General features: G+C 61.1%; 13 protein-coding genes. 4 read left to right on the forward strand and 9 right to left on the reverse strand.

All coding sequences use genetic code 11. The annotated features are described in order from the left end of the window. Positions 1 to 18: 18 nt before the first annotated feature. Positions 19 to 1,182, reverse strand: a complete 1,164-nt coding sequence (locus tag MFF34_RS15340; RefSeq protein WP_027592784.1) for an isovaleryl-CoA dehydrogenase — start codon at positions 1,180 to 1,182, stop codon at positions 19 to 21. Between the two features lie 324 nt (positions 1,183 to 1,506). Here MFF34_RS15340 and MFF34_RS15345 point away from each other — a divergent pair, with 324 nt between their 5' ends. Further along, positions 1,507 to 3,183, forward strand: a complete 1,677-nt coding sequence (locus MFF34_RS15345; protein ID WP_238215040.1) for an AMP-binding protein — start codon at positions 1,507 to 1,509, stop codon at positions 3,181 to 3,183. Positions 3,184 to 3,306: 123 nt separating this feature from the next. Here the strand turns inward: MFF34_RS15345 and MFF34_RS15350 are convergent, their stop codons facing one another. The 5 genes from MFF34_RS15350 to MFF34_RS15370 form a co-directional block, all read right to left on the reverse strand. Then, complete coding sequence (locus MFF34_RS15350; RefSeq protein WP_238215041.1) at positions 3,307 to 3,540, reverse strand: hypothetical protein; 234 nt, start codon at positions 3,538 to 3,540, stop codon at positions 3,307 to 3,309. Between the two features lie 129 nt (positions 3,541 to 3,669). Continuing rightward, the gene (locus MFF34_RS15355) at positions 3,670 to 7,374 is read right to left on the reverse strand and encodes a hypothetical protein (protein WP_238215043.1); all 3,705 of its coding nucleotides are present in this window, start codon (positions 7,372 to 7,374) and stop codon (positions 3,670 to 3,672) included. Positions 7,375 to 8,143: 769 nt separating this feature from the next. After that, positions 8,144 to 12,667 carry a neuraminidase-like domain-containing protein gene (locus tag MFF34_RS15360; protein WP_238215045.1) on the reverse strand — a complete coding sequence of 1,508 codons (4,524 nt, stop codon included), beginning with the start codon at positions 12,665 to 12,667 and terminating at the stop codon, positions 8,144 to 8,146. A gap of 63 nt (positions 12,668 to 12,730) precedes the next feature. Beyond that, positions 12,731 to 12,967, reverse strand: coding sequence for a hypothetical protein (locus MFF34_RS15365; protein ID WP_238215048.1), 237 nt, complete (start codon positions 12,965 to 12,967; stop codon positions 12,731 to 12,733). A gap of 97 nt (positions 12,968 to 13,064) precedes the next feature. Next, a complete protein-coding gene (locus MFF34_RS15370; RefSeq protein ID WP_238215049.1) occupies positions 13,065 to 13,226 on the reverse strand; it encodes a hypothetical protein in 162 nt (53 codons plus the stop codon). Between the two features lie 141 nt (positions 13,227 to 13,367). Between MFF34_RS15370 and MFF34_RS15375 the strand changes: the two genes are divergently transcribed. From MFF34_RS15375 to glgB, 3 genes are all read left to right on the forward strand, one after another. Then, complete coding sequence (locus tag MFF34_RS15375) at positions 13,368 to 15,386, forward strand: alpha-1,4-glucan--maltose-1-phosphate maltosyltransferase (RefSeq protein ID WP_238215050.1); 2,019 nt, start codon at positions 13,368 to 13,370, stop codon at positions 15,384 to 15,386. A gap of 197 nt (positions 15,387 to 15,583) precedes the next feature. After that, positions 15,584 to 18,901 carry a maltose alpha-D-glucosyltransferase gene (treS, locus tag MFF34_RS15380; RefSeq protein ID WP_238215051.1) on the forward strand — a complete coding sequence of 1,106 codons (3,318 nt, stop codon included), beginning with the start codon at positions 15,584 to 15,586 and terminating at the stop codon, positions 18,899 to 18,901. Then, positions 18,902 to 21,112: a 1,4-alpha-glucan branching protein GlgB gene (gene glgB, locus MFF34_RS15385; protein ID WP_238215054.1), complete on the forward strand. Its 2,211-nt coding sequence runs from the start codon at positions 18,902 to 18,904 to the stop codon at positions 21,110 to 21,112. A 159-nt stretch (positions 21,113 to 21,271) separates the two neighbouring features. On the opposite strand, the gene MFF34_RS15390 is transcribed toward glgB, so the two are convergent. The 3 genes from MFF34_RS15390 to glgX form a co-directional block, all read right to left on the reverse strand. Further along, complete coding sequence (locus MFF34_RS15390) at positions 21,272 to 22,348, reverse strand: autotransporter outer membrane beta-barrel domain-containing protein (RefSeq protein WP_238215055.1); 1,077 nt, start codon at positions 22,346 to 22,348, stop codon at positions 21,272 to 21,274. A 317-nt stretch (positions 22,349 to 22,665) separates the two neighbouring features. After that, complete coding sequence (locus MFF34_RS15395) at positions 22,666 to 23,460, reverse strand: endonuclease/exonuclease/phosphatase family protein (protein ID WP_085272611.1); 795 nt, start codon at positions 23,458 to 23,460, stop codon at positions 22,666 to 22,668. Between the two features lie 64 nt (positions 23,461 to 23,524). Continuing rightward, positions 23,525 to 25,678 (reverse strand): glycogen debranching protein GlgX, encoded by a 2,154-nt coding sequence (glgX, locus tag MFF34_RS15400; protein ID WP_085272612.1) that lies wholly within the window; start codon positions 25,676 to 25,678, stop codon positions 23,525 to 23,527. Positions 25,679 to 25,743 lie beyond the last annotated feature (65 nt).

A 25,743-nucleotide genomic window follows, 5' to 3' on the forward strand; every position in this document is an offset into this window, starting at 1 on the left:
TGCGCCCGTCCCTTGTGCTCAGCGGGTTTCGTTGAACAATTCGCGGCCGATCAACATCCGGCGGATTTCGCTGGTGCCAGCGCCGATTTCGTACAGTTTGGCGTCGCGCAGCAAGCGGCCCGCCGGGAACTCGTTGATGTAGCCGTTGCCGCCCAGAATCTGGATCGCTTCCAGGGCCATTTGCGTGGCGCGTTCGGCGGTGTACAGGATGACCCCGGCGGCGTCCTTGCGGGTGGTTTCGCCGCGGTCGCAGGCCTGGGCCACGGCGTACAGGTAGGCGCGGCTGGCGTTGAGCTGGGTGTACATGTCGGCGATCTTGCCTTGGATCAGCTGGAACTCGCCGATGCTTTGGCCAAACTGCTTGCGGTCATGGATGTAGGGCACCACCAGGTCCATGCAGCTTTGCATGATGCCGGTCGGGCCGCCGGACAGCACCACGCGCTCGTAGTCCAGGCCGCTCATCAGCACGCGCACGCCGCCGTTGAGTTGGCCGAGGATGTTTTCTTCCGGTACTTCGACGTCATCGAAGAACAGCTCGCAGGTGTTCGAGCCGCGCATGCCCAGCTTGTCGAACTTGTTGCTGCGGCTGAAGCCTTTCCAGTCGCGTTCGACGATGAACGCGGTAATGCCGTGCGCGCCCTTGTCCAGGTCGGTCTTGGCGTAGATCACGTAGGTGTTGGCGTCGGGGCCGTTGGTGATCCAGGTCTTGCTGCCGTTGAGCACGTAGCGGTCGCCGCGTTTTTCGGCGCGCAGCTTCATCGACACCACGTCGGAGCCGGCGTTAGGTTCGCTCATGGCCAGGGCGCCGATGTGCTCGCCGCTGATCAGCTTGGGCAGGTACTTGAGCTTTTGCTCATGGGTGCCGTTGCGGTTGATCTGGTTGACGCAGAGGTTGGAGTGGGCGCCGTAGGACAGGGCGACCGAGGCCGAGGCGCGGCTGATTTCTTCCATCGACACCACATGGGCTAGGTAGCCCAGGCCGGCGCCGCCGTACTCTTCCGACACGGTGATGCCCAGCAGGCCCATGTCACCGAACTTGCGCCACATGTCGGCGGGGAACAGGTTGTCGTGGTCGATCTGCGCGGCGCGCGGCGCCAGTTCGGCGGCGACGAAGGTGCTGACCTGGTCGCGGAGCATGTCGATGGTTTCGCCCAGGGCGAAGTTCAGGGAGGGGTAATGCATGCGGGGGCACCTTCTTGTTCTTGAAATTGGGTAACACCGTAGCTCATGGACTTTTCATCGTCCCCTGTGGGAGCGGGCTTGCCCCGCGAATGCGTCAGCAGGGTCACCGTCATTGCCTGGATGATCGCTTTCGCGGGGCAAGCCCGCTCCCACAGAGTTCGGCTTAAGTCGATAGATGCGATGTCGTTCTCACCTTTACGTTAACGTAAACCTGCCAACAGACACTGTCAATCGCCTCATCACCTTTACGTAAACGTAAATCTGCGCCAGAGTATCTCCCGCTTGCTTCAGTCGTGCCCAGAACAACCACAAGAAGGGACACCCATGAGTCAACCGAGCTATACCCGCGGTCGCCAGGACCGGCCCTTGCTGACCCAGACCATCGGCCAGGCCTTCGATGCCACCGTGGCCCGCTGCGCCGATGGCGAAGCGTTGGTGGCGCGCCACCAGGGCCTGCGCTACAGCTGGCGGCAGTTGGCCGAACAGGTCGATGTGCACGCCCGCGCCTTGATGGCCCTGGGCGTGAACACCGGCGACCGCGTGGGCATCTGGTCGCCCAACTGCGCCCAGTGGTGCATCCTGCAACTGGCCAGCGCCAAGGTTGGCGCGATCCTGGTCAACATCAACCCGGCGTATCGCGTCGGCGAGCTGGAGTACGTGCTGCGCCAGTCCGGCTGCCGCTGGCTGGTGTGCGCCGATGCCTTCAAGACGTCGGATTACCACGCCATGGTCCAGGGCCTGGTGCCGGAGCTGGCCAGCGTTGCCCCCGGTGAATTGGCCAGTGAATGCCTGCCCGAGCTGCGCGGGGTGATCAGCCTGGCTGCCCAGCCGCCGCGGGGCTTCTTGCCGTGGCAGGCGCTGGCCGAGCGGGCAGGGCAGACCACGCTCGAGGCCTTCACGGCCCGCCAGCAAAGCCTGCAGTTCGACCAACCGGTAAACATCCAGTACACCTCCGGCACCACCGGCGCACCCAAGGGCGCCACCCTCAGCCACTACAACATCCTCAACAATGGCTTGATGGTCGGCGAAAGCCTGGGCCTGACCTCGGCCGACCGCATGGTGATCCCGGTGCCGCTGTACCACTGCTTCGGCATGGTCATGGCCAACCTCGGCTGCATCACCCACGGCAGCACCATGGTCTACCCCAACGACGCCTTCGACGCCGAACTCACCCTGCGCGCCGTGGCCGAAGAACGCGCCAGCATCCTCTATGGCGTGCCCACCATGTTCATCGCCATGCTCGACCACCCGGCCCGCCAGGCCATGGACCTCTCGAGCCTGCGCAGCGGCATCATGGCCGGCGCCACCTGCCCGATCGAAGTGATGCGCCGGGTTATCGACCAGATGCACATGGCTGAAGTGCAAATTGCCTATGGCATGACCGAAACCAGCCCGGTGTCCCTGCAAACCGGCCCGGACGACGAGCTTGAACTGCGCGTGACCACGGTCGGGCGCACTCAGCCGCAGCTGGAGAACAAGCTGGTGGATGCCGACGGCTGCATTGTTGCCAGGGGCGAAATCGGCGAGCTGTGCACGCGGGGCTACAGCGTGATGCTCGGGTACTGGGACAACCCGCAAGCCACGGCGGATGCCATCGACCCAGCAGGCTGGATGCACTCGGGCGACTTGGCGGTCATGGACGAACAGGGATTTGTGCGCATTGTCGGGCGCAACAAGGACATGATCATCCGCGGCGGCGAGAACATCTATCCGCGCGAGCTGGAGGAGTTTTTCTATACCCACCCGGCAATCGCGGATGCCCAAGTGATCGGCATCCCGTGCAACCGTTACGGCGAAGAAATCGTGGCCTGGATCAAGCTGCACCCCGGGCACAGCGCCACGGTCGATGAACTGCAGGGCTGGTGCAAGGCACGCATCGCGCACTACAAGGTGCCGCGGCATATCCGCTTTGTTGACGAGTTCCCGATGACGGTGACGGGGAAGGTGCAGAAGTTCAGGATGCGGGAGATCAGCGTTTCGGAAATCAACAGGACCTGTTGATTCAAAGCACCCTTCTTGTTCATAACAGCTAATGCGAGCATGCGCTGATGCTGACCCACAATGCACCAGGCTGCGTTCACCCTGAGTGGTTTCTCAGTATGTACGTAGCCTGGTGCGCGGGGGCTATTCAGTCTCGTTTATCTTATTCAGCAAGTTACCAACGGTCTCAAGATTGGACAGTTCGTGATGGGGGATGTTGAGCCCCTTGAACCTTCTCGCCAGGGCGTTGGCCCATTTAGTTCCATCTTCATTAATGTCAAAGAGCGATGTCGTCTTGTCGATGTCGTCTTTATAGCCTAGATACTCTTCCAAGAACGCTTGGAATGCCTCAAGCGTTGTGTTTTCTGTTGTGCTCATTATTGTGTCCTCGTGTGGGTTGAAATGCATAACCTGTTTACGGCCCGGGGGCTGAAGGCATTACAGGTTCTCAGTCAAGGGGCGCGTCTGTTAGGGGGAATGTATAGCTTGTGTCATAGACCTCGCTTTTTAATGTGAACGTATTATTTTTTTGTCGATACTGATCAGGGTGCCACGGTCGTAATAGGCGTTGCCGTTCCCTGTCCATCGGGTGATTCTGATTTCCTTGTTCATGTTTTTTTCCAGGTACGCAATCTTCTTGGTGATCAGTTCAGCCTCTTGATCTTTTTTAAGCCTGTAAGCGTCTTCTGCTGCCTTGCGGGCGTCGGCGGCTTTTTTCGCTGCGGCTTTCGCCTCGTCGGCCGCGCTTTTTGCTTCCTCCGCCGCTTTTTCTGCGTCATCCGCTGTTGTTGCGTTGTCGGCTTTTTCTCTGGCAGCCTTGGCTTTGCTGGCTGCGGTTTGGGCTTCGGTTACCGCCGTATTGGCCGTTGTCAGTTGATCTGCAGCTTCGGTGGCTTTGAGCGCATCGGCGTTGGCGTCATTCTGCGCGGCCTCACTCCACGCAGCAGCCTCCTGATCAGCCGTCATGGCCTCGGCCAAGGCGCTAGCTCGGCGCTGGATTTCAAGACCCTGCGCAGCCAGGCTTGCAGCTGCTGCGTCAGCGGCTGCTTTGAGTGCGTCGTCTCTCGCCTTTTCTGCTTTGGCGGCTTCGGTATTAGCTTCGTTCACCTTGCCAGAGGCCGCCGCCGCTTCGGTTTTTTCTCTGGCTGTTGTGGCTGCTTTGGCAGCATTCTGTGCAGCAGTGACCGCCTGCGTCGCTTTGCGCTTCTCGCCCGCTGCCACGGAGGCATTCAACGCCGGTGCGTCGGCAGCGGCCTTGGCGGCGAGGTGCGCTGCGATGGCCGCCTGCTCGGCTTCCCTGGCGATGGCCACTGCATTGTCGGCATTGCCAGTCGTGCCAGATGGATTGTCAGTCGTTTCCGATGGATTGTCGCTCGAGTCTGGGGGGTCGGCGACGTCAACACCGGTTTTCTGCAGTAAAGTCTTTACATGCGTGCGGAAAGCCTCCGAGCCGTCCAGCGCGGAGTAGATGACCTGCACGATAATATCGTCAAGCTTACAAGTGTCACCGTTGAACAAGACGGCGTTGTTTTTTGCGCCGCGCGGAAATTCGAGCTTCCAGCTGGAAAGCAATCCGGTGCCTTCGAATGGCTGGTAGCGAGACTTATCGGGGATCGAGGGTTGCAGGTCATAGTTGGAAAATTGTTGTGTAGGTGACCAGATGGCAATCTTCTGGTTGGGGTTCAGATCTCGCAATACGTTTTCTGGGTCGCCACCGTCGACGCCGTAAAGGGACTTCGCGCCTTTGGCATCATCCTTTAGCAAAACCCTGTTGGCGGTCTGGTAGAGCATGCCCGACGGCGAAGTGGGTTTAATTTTAGTACTGTCTTTACTTTTCTTGGCTGTCTTACTGGCCTCACTATCCTTTTTGTATTTGAACGTGAGCCAGATGCGCTCGATCCTGCGCAGATAATGGCCGGGGAAGTGCTTATCGAAGTGGTGGGAAGCAAGGCTGAATTGAATCGTACTGTCTTTAAGCAACTGCTGATGCAGTTGTTCTTTGGTAAATCCAAGGTCATGTACAAGGGAGAGATCTGCATGAATGTCCAGTGGCCGATGGTTTTCGCGGATGGCCGACAGGTCCATCAGCATCAGGTCCCGCGCCAGGGCCTCGCCGGCTAGCATACCGCGCCAGTTATCCAGCCAGGCGCCGGGTTTGATCCAGGTACTCTTGAAATCACCCAGCTCGTACTGCAGGCAAGATTCGGCTATCAGGCACAGTGACAGCGTGGCATCGTAGGCGGCGGCGTAGATTTGCGAGAGTCGGCCGATCAGCCACAGGTAGGTGGTGCGGCTGGGGAATACCGAGGTCATCACCTCATACTCGGCCTGGTGGGCTGCGCGGGTGGCGTGGGCTTCTTGCAGGGCGATGCGGGCGGCCTTGAGCTGCACGTCCCTTTCGCGCAGTTGTTTGTCGAGGACGGTGAGTTCGAGGGTGGCTTGCTCGGCTTCGTACTGCCATTGTTTGGCGCGGAGTTGGAATTCAGCCCTCTTGTCGAAGGTGTTACCCTGCGTTTCTTGTTGTTCTGATATTGATTCGATGAGGTTAGCGATTGCCTCTGGTCCCTCTTCAGGAGAGAAACCGCCAAATGAAGTTCCACCAATAGTGGGTATCACAGACGCAAGGGCAGTAAGCTGATAGAACGGAACAGCGGCTATGCGAGAGCCATACGAAGCAGTCCAATGCCAGAGCGCAGACTCCTCCAAGCTTTTAACCCCGACGTCCTTCAGTTCCTGGTAGTAATCCAAACGTTGCTGCACCATCGCTTTGCTGGTGATTAACGTCTCACGCTCGCGTTTGGCCAACTCCAGCGCCTGTTGCTGAAGCTGGTAAGGGAAGTCCAACAGTTTGATCAGGTTGCGCTTGCTGAGCAATTCAAGCTGCTGGGTGGCTTCGGTCTGGTAATAGCCCAGCAGCGTCTGCCCCATGCCGATCAGCTGTTCCACGGCCTCCCGGGCGAATGTGCGCGCCTGGTCATAACGGCAAGGTGGCACCTGCGGAGGCTTGAGCTTGGCTACCTGACCCTCTCTGGCGCTGGTGTGCCCCTGGGCGAGGCGTTCCAGGAAGTCGGGGTCGAGCATGATCGGCACGGGCTTGCCGTCCAGGCTCAGGCCGTGGCGCAGGTTGAACAGGCGGTTGCGCAGCAGGTTGCGTAGTTCGACCAGTTTGTTGTTCAGCGGCGGGGTGAAATGGCCCGGGGTGGCGTGTTCCAGCGTCGGCGCATCGGCCGGGGCGCTCGACAGGTGCTCGGGCAACAGGCCGATCAGGCGCAGGGCCTTGTCGTAGCATTGCGCGGCGGCCTCCAGCGTGGCCAGGGTGAGCTGGCGGTACAACTCGTCGCCCTCGCGTTGCCAGTTTTCCACCACGAACAGGTGTAGCGCTTTGCGGTAGCGCTCGGGCTCGGCATAGGCGATCAGGTCGGGATCGTCGGTTTCCGCTTTTTTTCGATAGGCGCCATGGTCACCTCGGATCGGCTTGCTCAACCAGTACTGTGGGGTGTCCTGGTCTGTTCTCCAGGTACGGTAGGGGTCGAACAAGTGGCCGGTGCACCATTGCCAGGCACCCCGGTAGTCGCGGTTTTGACGTAGCAGCCAGGCAATCAGCAGCGGGGCATGGAAGAACAATTCCCAGAAATACATGCCATTGGCACTGCGGAAGTCGACGGTACTGCTGGTGCCCCCAGGTTCCAGGCGCGGTTCGGGCAGGTGCTGGGTCGGCCAGGACAACACCTGCGTGACCGACTGCGTGGCCTCAGCGACCAGGCGCTTGCCGAACAGGGTGTTCAGGCGCAGGTAATCGACCGATAGGGCGTTATCGGGGTCCGCTTGATTGACTTCGGACAAATCCAGGTAGAGGGCCTGCTCGGCATTGCGCCTGATGTGTACGCTATCCACGGCATCATCGGCGTCGTCCACGAGATTGTAAGTCAGGGTCGTTTTCAAAAGGTTAGCAAGATAGTAGAGCTCAAAGTCAAATGAATAGCTTGAGATGGCCCGATCACGGCTGATGGGGAGCTGAAAAGCAATCGTGCTCTGGCCATCGAGGGGGACTTCATCGGTGAAGACCGGTGGATGCTCGGGGCCGAAACGGAGCAGGATGCGAACACAGGCCTCAGGTTGAAAGTGCCGAAGGCGAATAAGCGAGTCCAGAAGCTGCAGCAGGGACGGGTCAAGGGACGCTTTTACTTCAGCCAGGATGGCGGACTTTTCCATTGCGATGTACGTGCTGACAGCATCGAGCTGGCCTGCGTGCTGCGCACGAGTGATGGCCGCATGGACCGAAATCCTGCCAGCAGAGCGCTTCGAAACATCTTGGGGCGGGCCCTCGGAATCAGGGTTTGAAGTGTAGCGGACGCTCAAAATGGAGCGCTTTATTTTGCCTAGATCGTCCAAGTGAGTGGGGCTGGTTAAGGCAGATTCTAGGTCTGTTAGACTGTATTCTTTGAGAATGTTTGAGTCTGCGATAGATGAAGGTTGTTGGAGGGTGGCTAGGGTTTCGGCTGTTGGTGAAACTGTGACTGTAAGCGTTGGGGGTGCTAGGGTTACATTAATGTATTGAAGTTCGGCGCTGGTCTGGAGTGAAAGGCCGTCTAAAGTTTTTAGGGTTATCGGTAGTGTGAGATTATTGTAAGTGTTAGGTCTCGGGTTAAAGAACCTAATGTTGCCGCTTGTGTGATTTCTCAGTGTGGGGCTGTTGTAAGAGTCGGAGGCGCGGTCAAATACATTTATGGATGTGCTGTCATCCGGTAGCCCGGCACTTTTAATGGAGATCTCAACTTCCGCGATGTCTGTGTTTGTTATGATTGTTTCGGTTTTGTGTATGGAGTAATAATGTATTCTGGACTCATCATTATTGCCGGGGCCGGAGCTAAGGCGTATTAGTTCTAGGATTTTAATTGTGCCAACGGTCCCCAGTGCATCATTGAATAAAGTGATTTCTGGATGCTGGTATGCTTCGAAGAATTCGGGATTTATTGATGTTTCAACTGTGTATTTTTTTCGTGTATCTGGGTTTTTTATTAAGTGTAAGCTCATCGATAAAGGTAGGGGGGATGTCAATAGTTGGCCTCAAAGAGTATTCCCATGTTGGCTTGCTTTTTTGGACCTCTACGATTTGACGAGGCCCAATATAGGGATGCTGCACCGTGCGCGGGTCACGGAAAAGGGTTATCCAGTTTTTTACCAGTCTTTTCTCAATGGGCCTACCTTTCGAAACGTCCTCATCCAATGTCTTGGTGTCGAGCAGTAGGAGATCCTTGCCAATCAGGAAATATTCGTTGTCACGCTCCCAGGTGCTGGTATTGACGTTGCCCTCCGAATCCTTGACCTTATCCACATCGAACAACATTACCATCAACCAAGGGTCATTTTCGCGCCCCCCCAGTTGATTCACCATCACCATCAAACCCGCCTGGAACTTCTTGGTCTTCAAGAATTTGTTCTGAGTGCCATTTTTATCTTTACCTTCATCAAAATGTCCTGCCGCATTATGCCCATCCAGCCGCATCAACACATTGGCCGGGCTCCAGTTCCTGTCGATCTGCTGGAAGGCGAAGCACACCCGCAGCGCATGGTACTCGCTCGGTTTTTTGTCCGGTCCCATGGGAATTGCCGCGGTGTCCCGCTCGACCCACACCACATACCGGCGGCCGGCGATGATGACCGGACGGATCAGGTCGACTTCCGTGCGTTCGTCATCTGCTTTTTTTTCCAGCTCCAGAAGTTCCTCTGCAAGGGTGTTAGCGGTTTTCTCTTTAGTTGGAGACTCCTTCCTCTTTTCCTTGATTTTATTTTTGATATCCTCGTCCACCGGCAATGGCCCCTTGACCATCTCGCCACTCATTGCCAGCGTGATCTCCTCCCACTCCCCCCAGGCCAGCATGCTCGGTGCGTTGTCGGCGTCGCGTTGTTTCATGTCCAGCGTGCGCCAGTAGTACTCGGGTGGCTCGACATTGCTCTTGCCGATGAAGTGGTAGGTATCGCTCAGAGGATCAATACCGCTGGCGTACGCCGAAAGCGGCTGGATATTGCTGACGTGCTCGAAGGTACTCAGGTAGCCGAGCAGGGCGGTCTGGATTTCGTCCGGTGTGCACTTGCCTTGGGCCAGCTGGGTTTCAAGCTCGGCGAAGGCGCTGCTCGTGCGCGTGCGGCGCGAGGGATCGATGAAGTTCTGCGGTTCGTTCTGGGCATCTTTGCGCAGCTTCCAGCGCTCGAAGCTGCAAGAAAAATCATCCCACTCGTCGCGCATGGCCTGGGGGATTGCCTTATCGCCATAGCCGTCCTCCAGGCGTGAGTGGATCTGCTGCAGGTAGCGCTGCAGGCTGGCGATGGCCGAGAGCACCCGGGTGGTCAGAGGTTCGTGAGAGACCTGCAGGTCTATCAGCAAGTAATCGGCCAGGGCTTCAGGGCTTTTGATCCGCTTCAGGTCCTTGTGCGGGGCGGCCCAGTGCACCAGCATCCATTGCATCAGTGCATCGCGCCAGGCCAGCTTGAGCTGGGCATCCAATGTCTGGCATTGCTGGCTGGAGCAGCTTTGGCGTAGCGCGATGGCCGCTTGTTCGAAGGCGTTGTCATCGGTCGACGCGGTGAGTGCGCCGATGACCAGCAAGCCATCCACCGACAGGCCTTGCCGGCTCGCTAGCTGTGTCAATTGCAGTACCCGGGCTAAGGCGTGCAGCGTGGTGGGCAGAGGGATGCCGAGCTTGGCCAGGCCACCCTGGTAGTGCCCTAGCAGTGCTTCCAGGTCGGCCCAGGCCTTGGCCTTGCCTGGGGCGTCGAGCGTGGTTCGCACCTGCTCGAGGTAACGCAACAAGTCCGGCTCGTGCTTGTCGGTGGCCAGCCCGCCCAGCAGTGTCGTGTAGCCACCAAGCTGGTGCAGGGTGGTGAGGTCGAGCGGGCGAGGGATGGCGCCGAGGTTGAAGTGGTGCGGCATGATCTGGTCAAGGGCGGCATGCCCGATGCCGAACAGGCTGACCGCGCGGCTGTAGCGCTGCAACGTCAACCACTGCGCCCGGTCGTCTGCGGTAAAACACTCGAGCGGTTGGCGTTTGCCTTTTGACTTCTGCACTTCTTGGTGAACGGCATCGATGCGGTTTACCAATACCTCTTCATCGACTGCGACCCAGTGCAGCAGTGGCAGCAGGTGCTCCTTGCTTGGCAGGCCTAGCGCGGTGCTCAGCTCCTGGCGCAGGTCGGGCTTGCCAGAGGCTGGTTTCGCCTTGGACGCGTACAGGCCGAACAAGGTTTTCAACCCAGACTCTTCCAGTGGCCCGTCGTGGAGGAGCACTGCCATGTCCAGAGCGTTGACGTTCTGTTGGGCAAACCACTCCATCGTTGCCATCACCCCGGCGATGGCATCGACAATGTCCGCTTGCGGTTGCTCAGCAACGACGGCGGCGCTGGCGAGGCTCGCCTTGGCATCCTGCGGCAGTGCACTTAAACGCAGGGCTAGCGCGTCGACAACCTGCCCGTTGACGGCCAGCGTTAGCGGTAAGTTCAGGGTGGCTGCGACGTGCTCGACAAGCTCGGCCTTGGTGGGCTCATCCAGTTGGTTCAGTTTGTCGGCGAGCACGTCGACGAGATCGGGTAGGGGCAGGTCCGCCAGCAGGTTCAGCCGGTCCGTGACCAGGTTGAAGATTTGCACCTTGTCCGTGTCGTGCAATGCGATCAACTGAGCGAAGAGCGCGTTGACATCCTGCGCTTCGGATGGATCGTCTTCCACGTCCGACGGGTGTGACCACTCGTCTGGCCCCTCTGGCCCCTCTGGTAGCTCCACGCTGGGCCAGTCTGCGGGCGCATGAGCCAGCAGTTGCTTGACCACCTCGGTGAACAGCTCGGCCTTTTGCGCGTCCTGCAAGGGTTGCGGCTGTGCCCCCAGGCTCGGGCAGCCGGCCAGTTGCTGCTGGTAAACCGGGGACTGCTTCATCAACAGCTTCAGGAGGATCCAGCCGTCCAACTGCGAGGTGCCGAACAGGCGTGTGAGCGTGGCCAGGCGGTAGCAGGCCGACACCACCGCAAGCGAGCGCTGTGGTGTGTCCAGCTTTTGTTCGGTCGTGACGGTGTCGAGAATGGCGCGCAGCACGAGGGGGTCGACTCGCAGCGCCAACCCTAGGCGCTTGACGGTCAAGGCATCCTCACCCGTGGTGGCATTGGGGTCGAACGGCCGGTCATCGAGCACCAGCACATCCGCCAGTTTCTGCCCTTCACTATCGTGCCGGGGCGCGAACACGGTGTCGTAGAACGACAACTGGCGCTCGGTGCCATGGCAGGGGATTTCGTGCAGCAGTGCTGCGAACTGCAGCGGCTGTACCTGGTATTTCTGTTGCAGATGGCGGAACAAGCCCAGGGCGCGCAAGGTGCTGACAGTCAGCTGGTACTGGGCGGGGCGCTGGCGTTCGGCGCGCAAGGCCGCGATGACCAGGGCATCGGCCTCGTCGGGGGCCAGGCCAAGTGCACGCTGCAGGCGCAGGATGCGTTGCAGGCGATCGATATGCTGGGTGCTGATCCCAGCGATCGTGATGGTCTTCTTGGCGGTTTTTTTTGCGCCGGTCGATGGGGCATCGGCCTTCTGGGTCCCGGCGGCTTCCACCAGATACAGAGGGGCGCCGCCACCGTTGATGAACGCTGCGCCGTAGGCTTTGCTCGAAGCCTCGGCCACCGTTTGGCTGGTGACGTAAGGGCTGCGGGTCACCGAGGTGTTATGTTTGCCGAGGGCGCTCACGGCCAGTAGACGGCGCAGCTCCCTGCGTGTCAGGCCCAGTGCCTGGGTCAGTTGGTAGGTGGTATCGAGGTTGCCTTTCGGGCCCGCGGCGGGGATGTGGAACTGCGTTTTGTAGAAGTCCTTCGCTGCGCTGGCGGGTTGCAGCAGCAGGGTCCGCAATTGCGGCGAGAAACCGCTGCTCAGCAGCGCGGCGTTGTGCTGGGCGTTAGGCGTTTTAGCATCGAAGCTGAAGGCGGGCATGCCCATGTTCACGCTGTACAGCAGGTCCCACAGGGGCAGCTGCTTCAAGGCCAGCGTGGCCTTGATCGCTTCCCAGGCGTTGTGGAAGGGAACATTACCCTTGTACAAGCCCTCGGCCACAGCGCTTGGCAAGTCTTTACGCGCCACCCCCGCATGCCGTTCGAGCACCTCGAGCACGATGTCGATTTTCGCCAGGCTTTTACGGATGTTTCTGTTGTTCAGCTTGAGTTGCAGCAGATCCGGGCGGCGAGTCTGCAGCGTCACCGGCTCGGCAACCTTTGCCTTTTTTTGCAGTTCTTCTATCAGGCCCTTGAGATGGACCAAGTAGGCTGGCCGCTCATTGTCTGCCCATGGCGAGGCTGGGGCGCAGCGTTCCCGGGTATCGGGAAACAGGTTCATGTAGGTGGCGGCGTCCGAGCGCTGGGCGGGGGTATTGTTACTGTCCGCGGTGGTGAGGTCGTTCATATCCTGCTCCCTTGCGCTGCGGTCGGCGGCCCAGGCTAGGGCCAGTGATCGAAGCGTATAGGGAGAGCGGAACGTGCACACCTAGCAAAAATGACAGGTGTTGGGTGGGTCGTCAGAGGGGGAATCATTGATAAGCCGGCTGTGTCAGCGAAGCCTTATCGCCTCGTCAAGCGCCTTGGCCAATTCGGCTAGCGTGCGGTAATCGCGATCCAGAACAATACCGTGGCATATCTCCAGCCACATTAACGCGAACTCGCATTTGTCCTTGTCCAGGTACGCAAGACGAGTGCCCGTATCAGGGTCGACCACGCCGGCATTCTGGAAGCAGTCGATTACATGCCGTTCGAACGCGTCTCGTCGCCACTTGGCAAGGATGTCCACAATGATGAGTTCTCCTGTTGGCAGTAAGGAGAACTCATCATCAGCACAACCGGCAGACACCGCTACTGGCAAAAATATCAGTAGCGGTGGTCTACCCTTAAGCCTTCACCGGTGGTTCCTGGCTCGGCGGGTCGCCCACCGTCGGCGGCACGGTTGGCTTGATCGGCAGATCGTCCGGGTCCTCCTCCGGCACGGGTGGCGGCAAGCTGGGGTCGTCGATGTTCGGATCGGGGGTTTCCGGTGGAATGGGAATGTTCATGGCCTGACCTCGCGTGGGTGAATGAAGAGGTGCTGCAGGCTCTGACTGTCAGGGGCTGCCGTTCGCTCAATTTATTTGAACCCCTACGCCCGCGCCCGGCTCTGAACCCTTACCGCCACCAGCCTAAGGGAGCAAGGTCCGATGTCACGAAACGAGCCCTTCGAAAGCGTGCCCATGGCAAACGATCACCCAGACCAGGCCATCAGCCTGGCCCAGGCGCTGCTGGCGCCGCGCATCGTGATCGAAAGCACGCAACCTGCGCTCGACGGCGGCACGTTCGCCACCAAGGCCATCAGCGGCCAGGCGGTCGCGGTCAGCAGCAAGGTTTACAGCGACGGCCATGACCGCCTCGCTGTGATGCTCAACTGGCGCCAGGCCCACAGCCGACGCTGGCACTGCGTGCCTATGCATTCGCCCGGCAATGACCTGTGGCTGGGCGAGTTCACCCCAACTGAGCTCGGCCCGCACCTGTTCAGCATCGAGGCCTGGATCGACCCGTTCGCCACCTATTGCCACGACCTGGAGAAGAAGTACCACGCTGGCGTCGAGGTCAAGCTGGAGCTTGAAGAAGGCCGTCTTCTGTTGGGCAAAGGCGCAGAACGCAGCGAGGGCTTCTTGCGTGAACAGATCGAAGCCTTGCAGGCGCGGCTGCCGACACTGCCTGAGGATGACCAGGTGGCGCTGTTGCTGGGCCCCGAAGCCACACGGCTGATGACCGAAGCCGAGCACCGCAGCTACCTTACGCGCAGCAGCGAGTTCCCGGTCGACGTCGACCGCCCGGCGGCGCAGTTCGCCAGCTGGTATGAATTGTTCCCGCGCTCGATCACCGACAGCCCCGAGCGCCATGGCACCTTCAACGACGTGCACGAACGCCTGCCGATGATCCGCGACATGGGCTTTGACGTGCTGTACTTCCCGCCCATTCACCCGATTGGCAAAAAACACCGCAAGGGCCGCAACAATGCCTTGCAGGCAGAGCCCAATGACCCAGGCAGCCCTTACGCCATCGGCAGCCCGGAAGGTGGGCACGACGCCATTCACCCGGAACTGGGCAGCCGCGAAGACTTCCGCCGCCTGGTGGCCGCGGCTGCAGAGCATGGCCTGGAAATCGCCCTGGACTTCGCCATCCAGTGCTCGCAAGACCACCCTTGGCTGAAAGAACACCCCGGCTGGTTCAGCTGGCGCCCCGACGGCACCATCCGCTATGCGGAAAACCCGCCGAAAAAGTACCAGGACATCGTCAACGTCGACTTCTATTCCCCAGAGGCCGTGCCTTCCCTGTGGTTGGCCCTGCGTGACGTGGTGGTTGGCTGGGTCGAGGAGGGCGTGAAGACCTTCCGCGTCGACAACCCGCACACCAAACCGTTGCCATTCTGGCAATGGCTGATCGCCAATGTGCGCAGCCAGCACCCGGACGTGATTTTTCTGGCCGAGGCCTTCACCAAGCCGGCGATGATGGCGCGCTTGGGCAAGGTCGGTTACACCCAGAGCTACACCTATTTCACCTGGCGCAACAGCAAGCAGGAGCTGCGCGAGTTTTACGAAGAGCTCAACCAGCCGCCGTGGAGCCTGTGCTACCGGCCCAACTTCTTCGTCAACACGCCAGATATCAACCCGTTTTTCCTGCACACCTCGGGGCGGGCGGGTTTTCTTATTCGCGCGGCCTTGGCGACCATGGGCTCGGGGTTGTGGGGTATGTATTCGGGCTTCGAGCTGTGCGAAGCCACGCCGCTGCCCGGCAAAGAGGAATACCTGGACTCGGAGAAGTACGAAATCCGCCCGCGTGATTTCACCCAACCCGGCAACATCATTGCCGAAATCGCCCAGCTCAACCGCATCCGCCGGCAGAATCGCGCCTTGCAGACTCACCTTGGGGTGGCGTTTTTCAATTGCTGGAACGACAACATCCTGTACTTCGCCAAGCGTACGCCCGAGCGCGACAACTTCATTTTGGTGGCGATCAGCCTCGACCCGCACAACGCCCAGGAAGCCAGCTTCGAGCTGCCGCTGTGGGAGTTGGGCCTGGACGACAACGCCGACACTGTTGGCGAAGACCTGATGAACGGCCACCGCTGGACCTGGCATGGCAAGACCCAGTGGATGCGCATCGAGCCCTGGCATCAGCCGTTTGGTATCTGGCGTATCGAGAAATTCATTTAGGGGGGGGCGCTGCGCGCCCCATTCGCGGGACAAGCCCGCTCCCACACACGCACACGGGCAGTGCAAGCCCTGGGGTTGTGAGCAAGGCAGTTTACAAGATCCACACACATCCTGTGGGAGCGGGCTTGTCCCGCGAATGGGCTGCAACGCAGCCCCACGAAGACTATCCGGTCTTGCAGAATTGAAAGGAGTCACCCATGGCCAAGCGTTCCCGACCAGCAGCCTTCATCGATGACCCGCTGTGGTACAAGGACGCGGTGATTTATCAGCTGCACATCAAGTCGTTCTTCGACGCCAACAACGACGGCATCGGCGATTTCGCCGGGTTGATCAGCAAGCTCGACTACATCGCCGAACTGGGCGTCAACACCCTCTGGCTGCTGCCGTTCTACCCCTCGCCACGGCGCGATGACGGCTACGACATCGCCGAATACAAAGCCGTGCACTCCGACTACGGCAGCATGGCCGATGCCCGACGCTTCATCGCCGAGGCGCACAAGCGCGGCCTGCGGGTGATTACCGAACTGGTCATCAACCACACCTCCGACCAGCACCCGTGGTTCCAGCGCGCCCGCCTGGCCAAGCGGGGCAGCAAGGCACGCGACTTCTACGTGTGGTCGGATGACGACCAGAAGTACGACGGCACCCGCATCATCTTCCTCGACACCGAGAAGTCCAACTGGACCTGGGACCCAGTCGCCGGGCAGTACTTCTGGCACCGCTTCTATTCGCACCAGCCAGACCTGAACTTCGACAACCCGCAAGTGCTCAAGGCGGTGATCGGGGTGATGCGCTTCTGGCTCGACCTGGGCGTCGACGGCCTGCGCCTGGACGCCATCCCCTACCTGATCGAGCGCGACGGCACCAACAACGAAAACCTCCCCGAGACCCACCGGGTGCTCAAGGCGATCCGTGCCGAGATCGACGCCAACTACCCCGACCGCATGCTGCTGGCCGAAGCCAATCAATGGCCCGAAGACACCCGCCCGTACTTTGGCGAGGGCGATGGCGACGAATGCCACATGGCCTTTCACTTCCCGCTGATGCCGCGCATGTACATGGCCCTGGCCATGGAGGACCGCTTCCCGATCACCGACATCCTGCGCCAAACCCCGGAAATCCCCGCCAACAGCCAGTGGGCGATTTTCCTGCGCAACCACGATGAGCTGACCCTGGAGATGGTCACCGACCGCGAACGCGATTACCTGTGGAACTACTACGCCGAAGACCGCCGCGCCCGCATCAACCTTGGTATCCGCCGCCGCCTGGCGCCGCTGTTGCAACGTGACCGACGGCGCATCGAACTGCTGACCAGCCTGCTGCTGTCGATGCCCGGCACCCCGACCTTGTACTACGGCGATGAACTGGGCATGGGCGATAACATCTACCTGGGCGACCGCGACGGCGTGCGCACCCCCATGCAATGGTCGCCGGACCGTAACGGCGGGTTCTCTCGCGCCGACCCGCAGCGCCTGGTGCTGCCACCGATCATGGACCCGCTGTACGGCTACCAGACAGTCAACGTCGAGGCCCAGTCCCACGACCCGCATTCGCTGCTCAACTGGAACCGCCGCCTGCTGGCGGTGCGCAACCAGCAGAAGGCGTTTGGCCGTGGCAGCATCCGCATGCTCACACCGAGCAACCGGCGCATCCTCGCGTACATCCGCGAGTACACCGACCAAGAGGGCAACAGCGAAGTGATTCTTTGCGTGGCCAACGTGTCCCGCGCCGCCCAGGCCGCAGAACTCGAGCTGTCGCAATACGCCGATAAAGTACCGGTGGAGATGCTGGGCGGCAGCGCCTTTCCCCCGATCGGCCAGCTGCCGTTTTTGCTGACATTACCGCCCTATGCTTTTTACTGGTTCCTGCTGGCGTCGCATGACCGCATGCCCAGCTGGCATATCCAGGCCACCGAGGGGTTACCCGAATTGACCACACTGGTGCTGCGCAAGCGCCTGGAAGAGCTGCTCGAGGCGCCTTCCAGCGAGATGTTGGAAAGCTCGATCCTGCCGCAATACCTGCCCAAACGGCGCTGGTTCGCCGGCAAGGAAGGGCCGATCGACCAGGTTCGCCTGCGTTATGGCGTGCGTTTTGGCACGGCCACCACGCCGGTATTGCTCGGCGAACTGGAAGTGCTCAGCGATGGCGTCGCCAACCACTATCAACTGCCGTTCGGCCTGTTGCCCGATGAGCAGATCAACAGCGCCTTGCCCCAGCAGTTGGCATTGTCGCGCGTGCGCCGTGGCCGACAGGTTGGTTTGATCACCGACGCCTTCGTCCTTGAACCCTTCATCCGCGCCGTGCTGCGGGCCTGCCAGGAACGCCACCGGCTGCCCTGCGGCAATGGCTTGGGCGAGCTGCGTTTCGAATGCACCGAACAGCTTGCCAAGCTGGGGCTCACCGAAGAGAGCCCTGTGCGCTACCTCAGCGCCGAGCAGTCCAACAGCTCGGTGGTGGTCGCCGATCGGGTGGTGCTCAAGCTGATCCGCCGGGTCAACCCAGGCATTCATCCAGAACTTGAGATGAGCGCCTACCTGACTGCGGCGGGCTTTACCAATATTTCACCGTTGCTGGGGTGGGTCAGCCGCGTGGACGAGCACGCCACCCCGCACCTGTTGATGATCGCCCAGGGCTACCTGAGCAATCAGGGCGATGCCTGGGCCTGGACCCAGAACACCCTGGAGCGGGCCATCCGCGACGAGATGGAACCGACCAGCTCGGCCAGCGAAGCCCATACCGATGCTTTGGCTGAACTCGATGGCTTTGCTGCCTTGCTCGGCCAGCGTCTGGGCGAGATGCACGTGTTGTTGGCGGCGCCAACCGAAGATGCGGCCTTCCAGCCGCGCCCAAGCGATGCCCAGGACAGCGAGCGCTGGAGTACCCAGATCACTGCCGAGCTGACCCACGCCCTCGACCTGCTGGCTCATCACCGCGACAGCCTGGACAGCGACAGCCAGGCGTTGGTCGACGACCTGCAGCAACAGCGCGACGGCCTGACTCAGCACATCGACAACCTTGCCCGCCAAGCCCAAGGCGGCCTGTTGATGCGCGTGCATGGCGACCTGCACCTGGGCCAGGTACTGGTGGTGCAGGGCGATGCTTACCTGATCGATTTCGAGGGCGAACCGGCGCGCCCACTGGAAGAACGCCGGGCGCGTCACAGCCCCTACAAAGATGTCAGCGGCGTGCTGCGATCCTTCGACTATGCTGCTGCGATGATTCTGCGCAACGCCTCTGCGGTGGACCTTTCCGACCCGGCGCGCAAGGCTCGGCAACGGGTTGCCAGGCACTACCTGCACCAATCCCGCCATGCGTTTGTCGAGGCTTATGGCTTGGCTACCGCTGCCATGCCCCACGCCTGGCAACAGGCGGAAGGCGAGCGTGCCGCGTTGGAACTGTTCTGCCTGGAAAAGGCCGCGTACGAAATTACATACGAAGCTGAAAATCGACCGAATTGGCTGGCCGTGCCTTTGCATGGCTTGCATGGACTGATCAGTACCTGGGGAGAGTCATAGATGAATGCAACCACGCGTGATACCGGCGGTCTTCGGCAACGGGACCTCGACGCCCTGGCCCGCGCCGAGCACGCCGATCCATTTGCGGTACTTGGCCCCCATGGCGACGGCGCCGGCGGGCAGTGGGTCCGCGCCTTCCTGCCCAATGCCCTGAATGCGCGCGTGCTGTCGCGCCACGACGGCCGCGTGCTCGCCGAAATGGTGCAGGCCAGCTTGCCCGGCCTGTTTACCGCGCACCTTGATGACGCACAGCCCTACCTGTTGCAAATCGGCTGGGCCGGTGGTGAGCAGGTGACCGAAGACCCGTACAGCTTTGGCCCCCAGTTGGGTGACATGGACCTCTACCTGTTCGCCGAAGGCAACCACCGCGACCTGTCCGGGCGCTTTGGTGCCCAGCCGATGCAGGCCGATGGCATCGACGGCGTGTGCTTCTCGGTGTGGGCGCCGAATGCGCGGCGGGTGTCGGTGGTGGGCGACTTCAACAATTGGGACGGCCGCCGCCACCCGATGCGCCTGCGCCACAGCGCTGGGGTGTGGGAGTTGTTCGTGCCACGGCTTGGTGTGGGTGAAACCTACAAGTTCGAAGTGTTGGCTAAAGAGGGCGTGCTGCCCCTGAAAGCCGACCCGCTGGCCCGCGCAACCGAGCTGCCGCCGAGCACCGCGTCGAAGGTCGCCGGTGCGCTCAGCCACCCCTGGCAAGACCACGACTGGATGGCGCAGCGTGCACAACGTCACGCCTACAACGCACCCCTGTCGATCTACGAATTGCATGTCGGCTCGTGGCAGTGCGAGCTGGATGACCTGGGCGAGGTGGCGCGTTACTACAACTGGCGCGAGCTGGCCGAGCGCCTGGTGCCCTATGTGCAGGCGCTGGGCTTTACCCACATCGAACTGATGCCGATCATGGAGCACCCGTTCGGCGGCTCCTGGGGCTATCAGCCCCTGTCGATGTTCGCGCCCACCTCACGCTACGGCAGTGCCGAAGACTTCGCCGCCTTCATTGATGCCTGCCACCAAGGCGGCATCGGCGTGATCCTCGACTGGGTACCGGCGCATTTCCCTACCGACGAGCACGGCCTGGCCCGCTTCGACGGCACGGCCCTGTACGAATACGAAAACCCCCTGGAGGGCTACCACCAGGACTGGAACACGCTGATCTACAACCTTGGGCGCAACGAGGTGCGTGGCTTCATGCTGGCCTCGGCATTGCTCTGGCTCAAGCAGTTCCACATCGACGGCCTGCGTGTCGATGCCGTGGCGTCGATGCTGTACCGCGACTACTCGCGCAAGGCCGGCGAATGGGTGCCTAACCGCCATGGTGGGCGCGAGAACCTGGAGGCCATCGATTTCATCCGCCACCTCAATGGCGTCGCGGCCCACGAAGCCCCTGGCGCGTTGATCATCGCGGAGGAGTCCACCGCCTGGCCCGGCGTCAGCCAGCCGATCCAGCAGGGCGGCCTGGGCTTTGCCTACAAGTGGAACATGGGCTGGATGCACGACACCTTGCACTACATCCAGAACGACCCGATTCACCGCACTTATCATCACAACGAGATGAGTTTCGGGCTGATCTATGCCTATTCCGAGCACTTCATCCTGCCGATTTCCCACGATGAGGTGGTGCACGGCAAGCACTCGTTGATCGACAAGATGCCAGGCGACCGCTGGCAGAAGTTCGCCAACCTGCGTGCCTACCTCACATTCATGTGGGCGCACCCGGGCAAGAAGCTGTTGTTCATGGGCTGCGAATTTGGCCAGTGGCGCGAGTGGAACCACGACAGCGAGCTGGACTGGTACCTGCTGCAGTACCCCGAGCACAAGGGCGTGCAGCGCCTGGTCGGCGACCTTAACCGCCTGTACCGCGAGGTGCCTGCGCTGCATGAGCAGGACTGCCAGCCCCAGGGCTTCCAGTGGCTGATCGGTGATGACGCGCAAAACAGCGTGTATGCCTGGCTGCGCTGGAGCAGCAATGGCGAGCCGTTGCTGGTGGTGGCCAACTTCACCCCGGTGCCGCGCGAGGGGTATCGCATTGGCGTGCCGTTTGGCGAGCGTTGGGAAGAGCTGCTCAACAGCGATGCCGAACTGTATGCCGGGTCCAACGTGGGTAACCTTGGGGCGGTGGTAAGCGAAGCCGTCACCAGCCATGGGCAGCCGTTGTCGCTGGCGCTCAACTTGCCGCCGCTGGGCGTGTTGATTCTCAAACCTGCCTGAGCGGGGCAAACATTGCCCGTGTAGGAGCAGCCTTGTGCTGCGAAGAGGCCGGTGAAAGCACAGTGACTCTGGGCTGCTTTCACCGGCCTCTTCGCAGCACAAGGCTGCTCCTACAGGCAGGCATACCACCGCATGCGCAGCACAAGGGCTACAGGCCGGCTACCACCGCATCCGCACCCCAAGGCTGCCGATCAGCCCATTGAGGTCATTGTCATCCACATCGCTGCTGTAATCCGCACTCACGAACAGCGCCACATTCGGCGTCACCCGGGCCACCAGGCCCAACCCTAATTCCACGGTGGTCGAGTACCTCGAGCTGGAGATCTTGTCGACCTGGTCCAGCTTCACCTCTTCAGCATTGCTGAAGTCATACCAGACGTTGGTGCGTACATAGGGTTCGATGGGCATGCCGCGCACTTCGTAGCGCCCGGACAATTTGGCACCGACCCGGCCGCTCCAACTAGGCTGGCTGTCGAACGCCTGCAGCGTCTCTTCCTGCACGCGGCTGCCGGGGAAAAACTGTTGGTTGATCAACTGCGCCTGTGGCTCGATTACCCAACCGCCGCCCAAGCCGATCGGGAAGCCGCCTTCCAGGGAGAAGGTCATGGCATGGCCGCTGTCGTCCAGGCGCTGGCCGCTTTCGCCACGGCCATTGATGTCGATGCGCGAACCCATGGCCACGGCATCCAGGTGCCAACCCCGTTCATGGGTCATGCTCCAGTACACCCCCAGGCTCTCGCCACTCAGGTTCACCGCATTGCGTTGCTTGTCGCCCAGCAGCGGGCGAATACCGTTGAAGCTGCTTTGCAGGTTGTTGTGGCCGACAAAAATACCCGCGCGGTGCACATTGCCTGCGCCGGTCTCGCGCAGGAACAGGTCTGGGCCAACCAGCAGTTGCTGGCTGGGGGCTTCGAGTTGGTCAGGCGGTTGTGCACCGGTGCGCGTGGCACCCGGGAAAAACTGCGACCACTGGCTGGCGACCAGGTCCGGTGCCGCCTGCCCGTGGCGTTCGGTCATTTTTTCTGAGAATGCGTTCAATGTGCCGAGGCTCACGCCGCTGGCGCTGACCGGGTCAAGCGATAGCTGCGGCATCGCCGGTTGCTGCAGGAAGCTGGGGGAGGTTGGGTCGTCCTGCAGTTCGAATGCGAAAGTTTCCACTGGGGTTGCCAGAAGCAGCGACGTGGAAACCGCGCAGAAAATGCTGTCGAAGCGCAAGGGATTCGAGGTTCTTTTCATGGCGGATCTCCGTTTATTTTTGTGGTACAGCCCAAGGACCTGGCCTGTTGTCACGAGCTGTACGGCAAAAACAGTGGGCGACCCAAACCAGCACGCCTGCTTTCGCAAACGCGCACGAAGGCGCGAGCTAGAGGCCCGGCGCGAGATCTTTACAACTAGATAATGTTCAGCTAAGGAGAGGGAGCGGCTTGCGTCAAGAAAGCGTGAAGGTTGTGTTCATTGCACATGATTTGGTTCAAGTGGCTGATTTGTTGAGTTAAATAGTCGGGTATAGCAAGGTTCGCTATTTGCCGCTGCCTGGCTATGAAGAATGATTGCTACAGCTTGACCTCGACCGACAGCGGCAGATGGTCGGAGAGGTGCGTCCAGGGTTTGTGCCCCAGAATCTGCGGCGCATGGCTTTGCGCGTTGCGCAGGTAGATGCGGTCCAGGCGCAGCAGCGGCATGCGCGCCGGGTAGGTACGTGCGAGGTGGCCGTGGTGGCGTTCGAACGCTTCGTGCAGGTCGTTGCGCAGGCCTAGGGTGCGATTGCCGCGCAGCTTCCAGTCGTTGAAGTCGCCAGCGATGATAACGGGTGCACCTTCGGGTAGAGACTCGAGCAGCCTGCGCAGCAACTGCAGTTGCTGTTGGCGATGGCTCTCCAGCAGCGACAAGTGCACGCAGATGGCATGCACCTGATGCGGGCCAGGCACATCGAGCACGCAATGCAGCAAGCCACGGCGCTCGGGGCCGGTGATCGACACGTCGAGGTTGCGGTGTTCGATGATCGGGTATTTCGACAGCAGGGCGTTGCCGTGGTGGCCGTCGGGGTATACGGCGTTGCGGCCGTAGGCGAAGTCGCTCCACATGCTGTCAGCGAGAAATTCGTACTGGGACGTCTGCGGCCAGCCGGGGTAGCGCGCGGCGTGGCGATCGTGGCTGCCGAGCACCTCCTGCAAGAACACGATATCGGCCTGGGTACTGCGCACCGCTTCGCGCAGTTCCGGCAGGATGAAGCGCCGGTTGAAGGCCGTGAAGCCCTTGTGGGTGTTGACCGTCAGCACCCTCAGCCGGTGCACGGCTGGGGCCTGGTCAACAGTGGCGAAACCGGGGCTGCTGGCTTCGAGCTTCACAGGGGCTCCCACAAGGTCATCATCGGGGCGGTTTAATGCTAGGACCTGCCTGGGGTAGGTGGGTTCACTCTTCCTCGTGCTGCAACACCATCAACAGCATGGAGCGCCCCTTCACCTCGAAGGTACTCTCGAACTGCAAGTGCTGCCCCTTGCGCAGCTCTGGCCGATCCGTGTCGACCAGGCAGCTCCAGTAGTCCCCTTCGGGCACCGCCGGCAGCTGGAACGGCACGGTATCGTGGTGGGCATTGACGATCAGCAGCACAGTCGCCTCGGCGCCGGGACGGGCGATGCCGCTGACCTGTGCACGCCCGTCGATCAGCATGCCCAGGCAGCGGCCATGGGGGTCTTCCCACTGCTCGACGCTCATCTCGCTGCCATCCGGCGCCAGCCAGGTGACATCCTTGACCCCGATTGCCTCGTTGTAGTCGCCGACCAAAAAGCGTGAGCGGCGCAGCACGGGGTAGGCCAGGCGCAGCCGGGTCAGGCGCTTGACGAAGGCCAGCAGCGCGGTGCCGTCTTCGTCCAGGTCCCAGTTAACCCAGCCGATCTCGCTGTCCTGGCAATAGGCGTTGTTGTTGCCATGCTGGGTGCGGCTGAACTCGTCGCCAGCGACAATCATCGGCGTGCCCTGGGCGAACAGCAGGGTGGCGAAGAAGTTGCGCATCTGGCGCATGCGCAGGGCATTGATTTCAGGGTCTTCGGTAGGCCCTTCGGCGCCGCAGTTCCAGGACAGGTTGTTGTCGGTGCCGTCCTGGTTATTCTCGTCGTTGTCCTCGTTGTGCTTGCCGTTGTACGACACCAGGTCGCGCAAGGTGAAGCCATCGTGGGCGGTGACGAAATTGACCGAGGCATAGGGGCGCCGACCACGGTTATTGAACATGTCCCCTGACGCGGTCATGCGCGAGGCGAAGTCGGCCAACTGGCCTTCGTCACCTTTCCAGAATGCCCGCACGGTGTCGCGGAAGCGGTCGTTCCACTCTGCCCAGCCCGGCGCGAAGTTACCCACCTGATAGCCGCCAGGGCCGCAGTCCCAAGGTTCGGCAATCAGTTTGACCTGGCTCAGCATCGGGTCCTGGCGGCACGCGACGAGGAAGCCGTGGCGTTCGCTGTAGCCGTCGTGGTAGCGGCCGAGGATGGTGGCCAGGTCGAAGCGGAAGCCATCCACATGCATCTCGCCGGCCCAGTAGCGCAGCGAGTCGGTGACCAGCTGCAGCACGCACGGGTGGCTCAGGTCGAGGGTATTGCCGGTGCCGGAGTCGTTGATGTAATAACGCTTGTCGTCGGGCATCAGCCGGTAGTAGGAGGCGTTGTCGATGCCGCGCATGGACAGCGTCGGGCCCCGCTCGTTGCCCTCGGCGGTGTGGTTGTAGACCACATCCAGGATCACCTCCAGCCCGGCGTCATGCAGGTGCGCGACCATCTCCTTGAACTCGGCGATCTTGCCGCTGGCGAGGTAACGGGGGTGTGGTGCGAAGAAGGCGATGCTGTTGTAGCCCCAGTAATTGTTCAGGCCTTTGTCCAGTAGGTGCTGGTCGTTGACGAAGGCATGGATCGGCAGCAGCTCGATACTGGAAACGCCCAGCTCTTTGATGTGCTTGAGCAGCTCGTCGTTGGCCAGGCCAGCGAAGGTCCCGCGCAGTTCTTCCGGCACCGCCGGGTGGCGCATGCTGATGCCGCGGGTGTGGGCTTCGTAGAGGATGGTGCGCTCCCAGGGCACCTGCACGCGCTGATCGCGGCCCCAGGTGAAGGCTGGGTCGATGACTTTGCATTTGGGCACGAAGGGCGCGCTGTCGCGTTCATCGAACGACAGGTCGCCGTCGGGGTGGCCGATGGTGTAGCCGAACAGCGCCTCGGACCATTTCAGGCTGCCGACCAGTTGTTTGGCGTACGGGTCGATCAGCAGCTTGTTGGGGTTGAAACGGTGGCCGTTCTCGGGCTCGTAAGGGCCGTAGACGCGGTAGCCGTAGACCAGCCCCGGGTGCGCGTCGGGCAGGTAGCCGTGGTAGATCTCGTCGGTGTATTCCGGCAGCTCGATGCGTTCGATTTCCTGCTCGCCGGTGGAGTCGAACAGGCACAGCTCGACCTTGGTGGCGTTGGCCGAGAACAGGGCGAAGTTGACCCCAAGCCCGTCCCAGGTGGCGCCGAGGGGGAAGGGCATGCCTTCGCGAATGCGCGAGGGGGCGACCGAGCGGGTTTTCTTCGGGGTACGGGGGCTCATGGCAGTCCTCGAGTGACCGTGGTGGAAGGGGGATATGTAGGCCTGACCGGGCCTCTTCGCGGGGC

Source organism: Pseudomonas sp. PAGU 2196 (assembly GCF_022179005.1).
Taxonomy (GTDB): domain Bacteria; phylum Pseudomonadota; class Gammaproteobacteria; order Pseudomonadales; family Pseudomonadaceae; genus Aquipseudomonas; species Aquipseudomonas kermanshahensis.

Bases quoted from the DNA above. Each gene is read 5' to 3' on its own strand.
- MFF34_RS15340 (WP_027592784.1), bottom strand. From the start codon at position 1,182: ATGCATTACCCCTCCCTGAACTTCGCCCTGGGCGAAACCATCGACATG.
- MFF34_RS15345 (WP_238215040.1), top strand. From the start codon at position 1,507: ATGAGTCAACCGAGCTATACCCGCGGTCGCCAGGACCGGCCCTTGCTG.
- MFF34_RS15350 (WP_238215041.1), bottom strand. From the start codon at position 3,540: ATGAGCACAACAGAAAACACAACGCTTGAGGCATTCCAAGCGTTCTTG.
- MFF34_RS15355 (WP_238215043.1), bottom strand. From the start codon at position 7,374: ATGGAAAAGTCCGCCATCCTGGCTGAAGTAAAAGCGTCCCTTGACCCG.
- MFF34_RS15370 (WP_238215049.1), bottom strand. From the start codon at position 13,226: ATGAACATTCCCATTCCACCGGAAACCCCCGATCCGAACATCGACGAC.
- MFF34_RS15375 (WP_238215050.1), top strand. From the start codon at position 13,368: ATGTCACGAAACGAGCCCTTCGAAAGCGTGCCCATGGCAAACGATCAC.
- treS (WP_238215051.1), top strand. From the start codon at position 15,584: ATGGCCAAGCGTTCCCGACCAGCAGCCTTCATCGATGACCCGCTGTGG.
- glgB (WP_238215054.1), top strand. From the start codon at position 18,902: ATGAATGCAACCACGCGTGATACCGGCGGTCTTCGGCAACGGGACCTC.
- MFF34_RS15390 (WP_238215055.1), bottom strand. From the start codon at position 22,348: ATGAAAAGAACCTCGAATCCCTTGCGCTTCGACAGCATTTTCTGCGCG.
- glgX (WP_085272612.1), bottom strand. From the start codon at position 25,678: ATGAGCCCCCGTACCCCGAAGAAAACCCGCTCGGTCGCCCCCTCGCGC.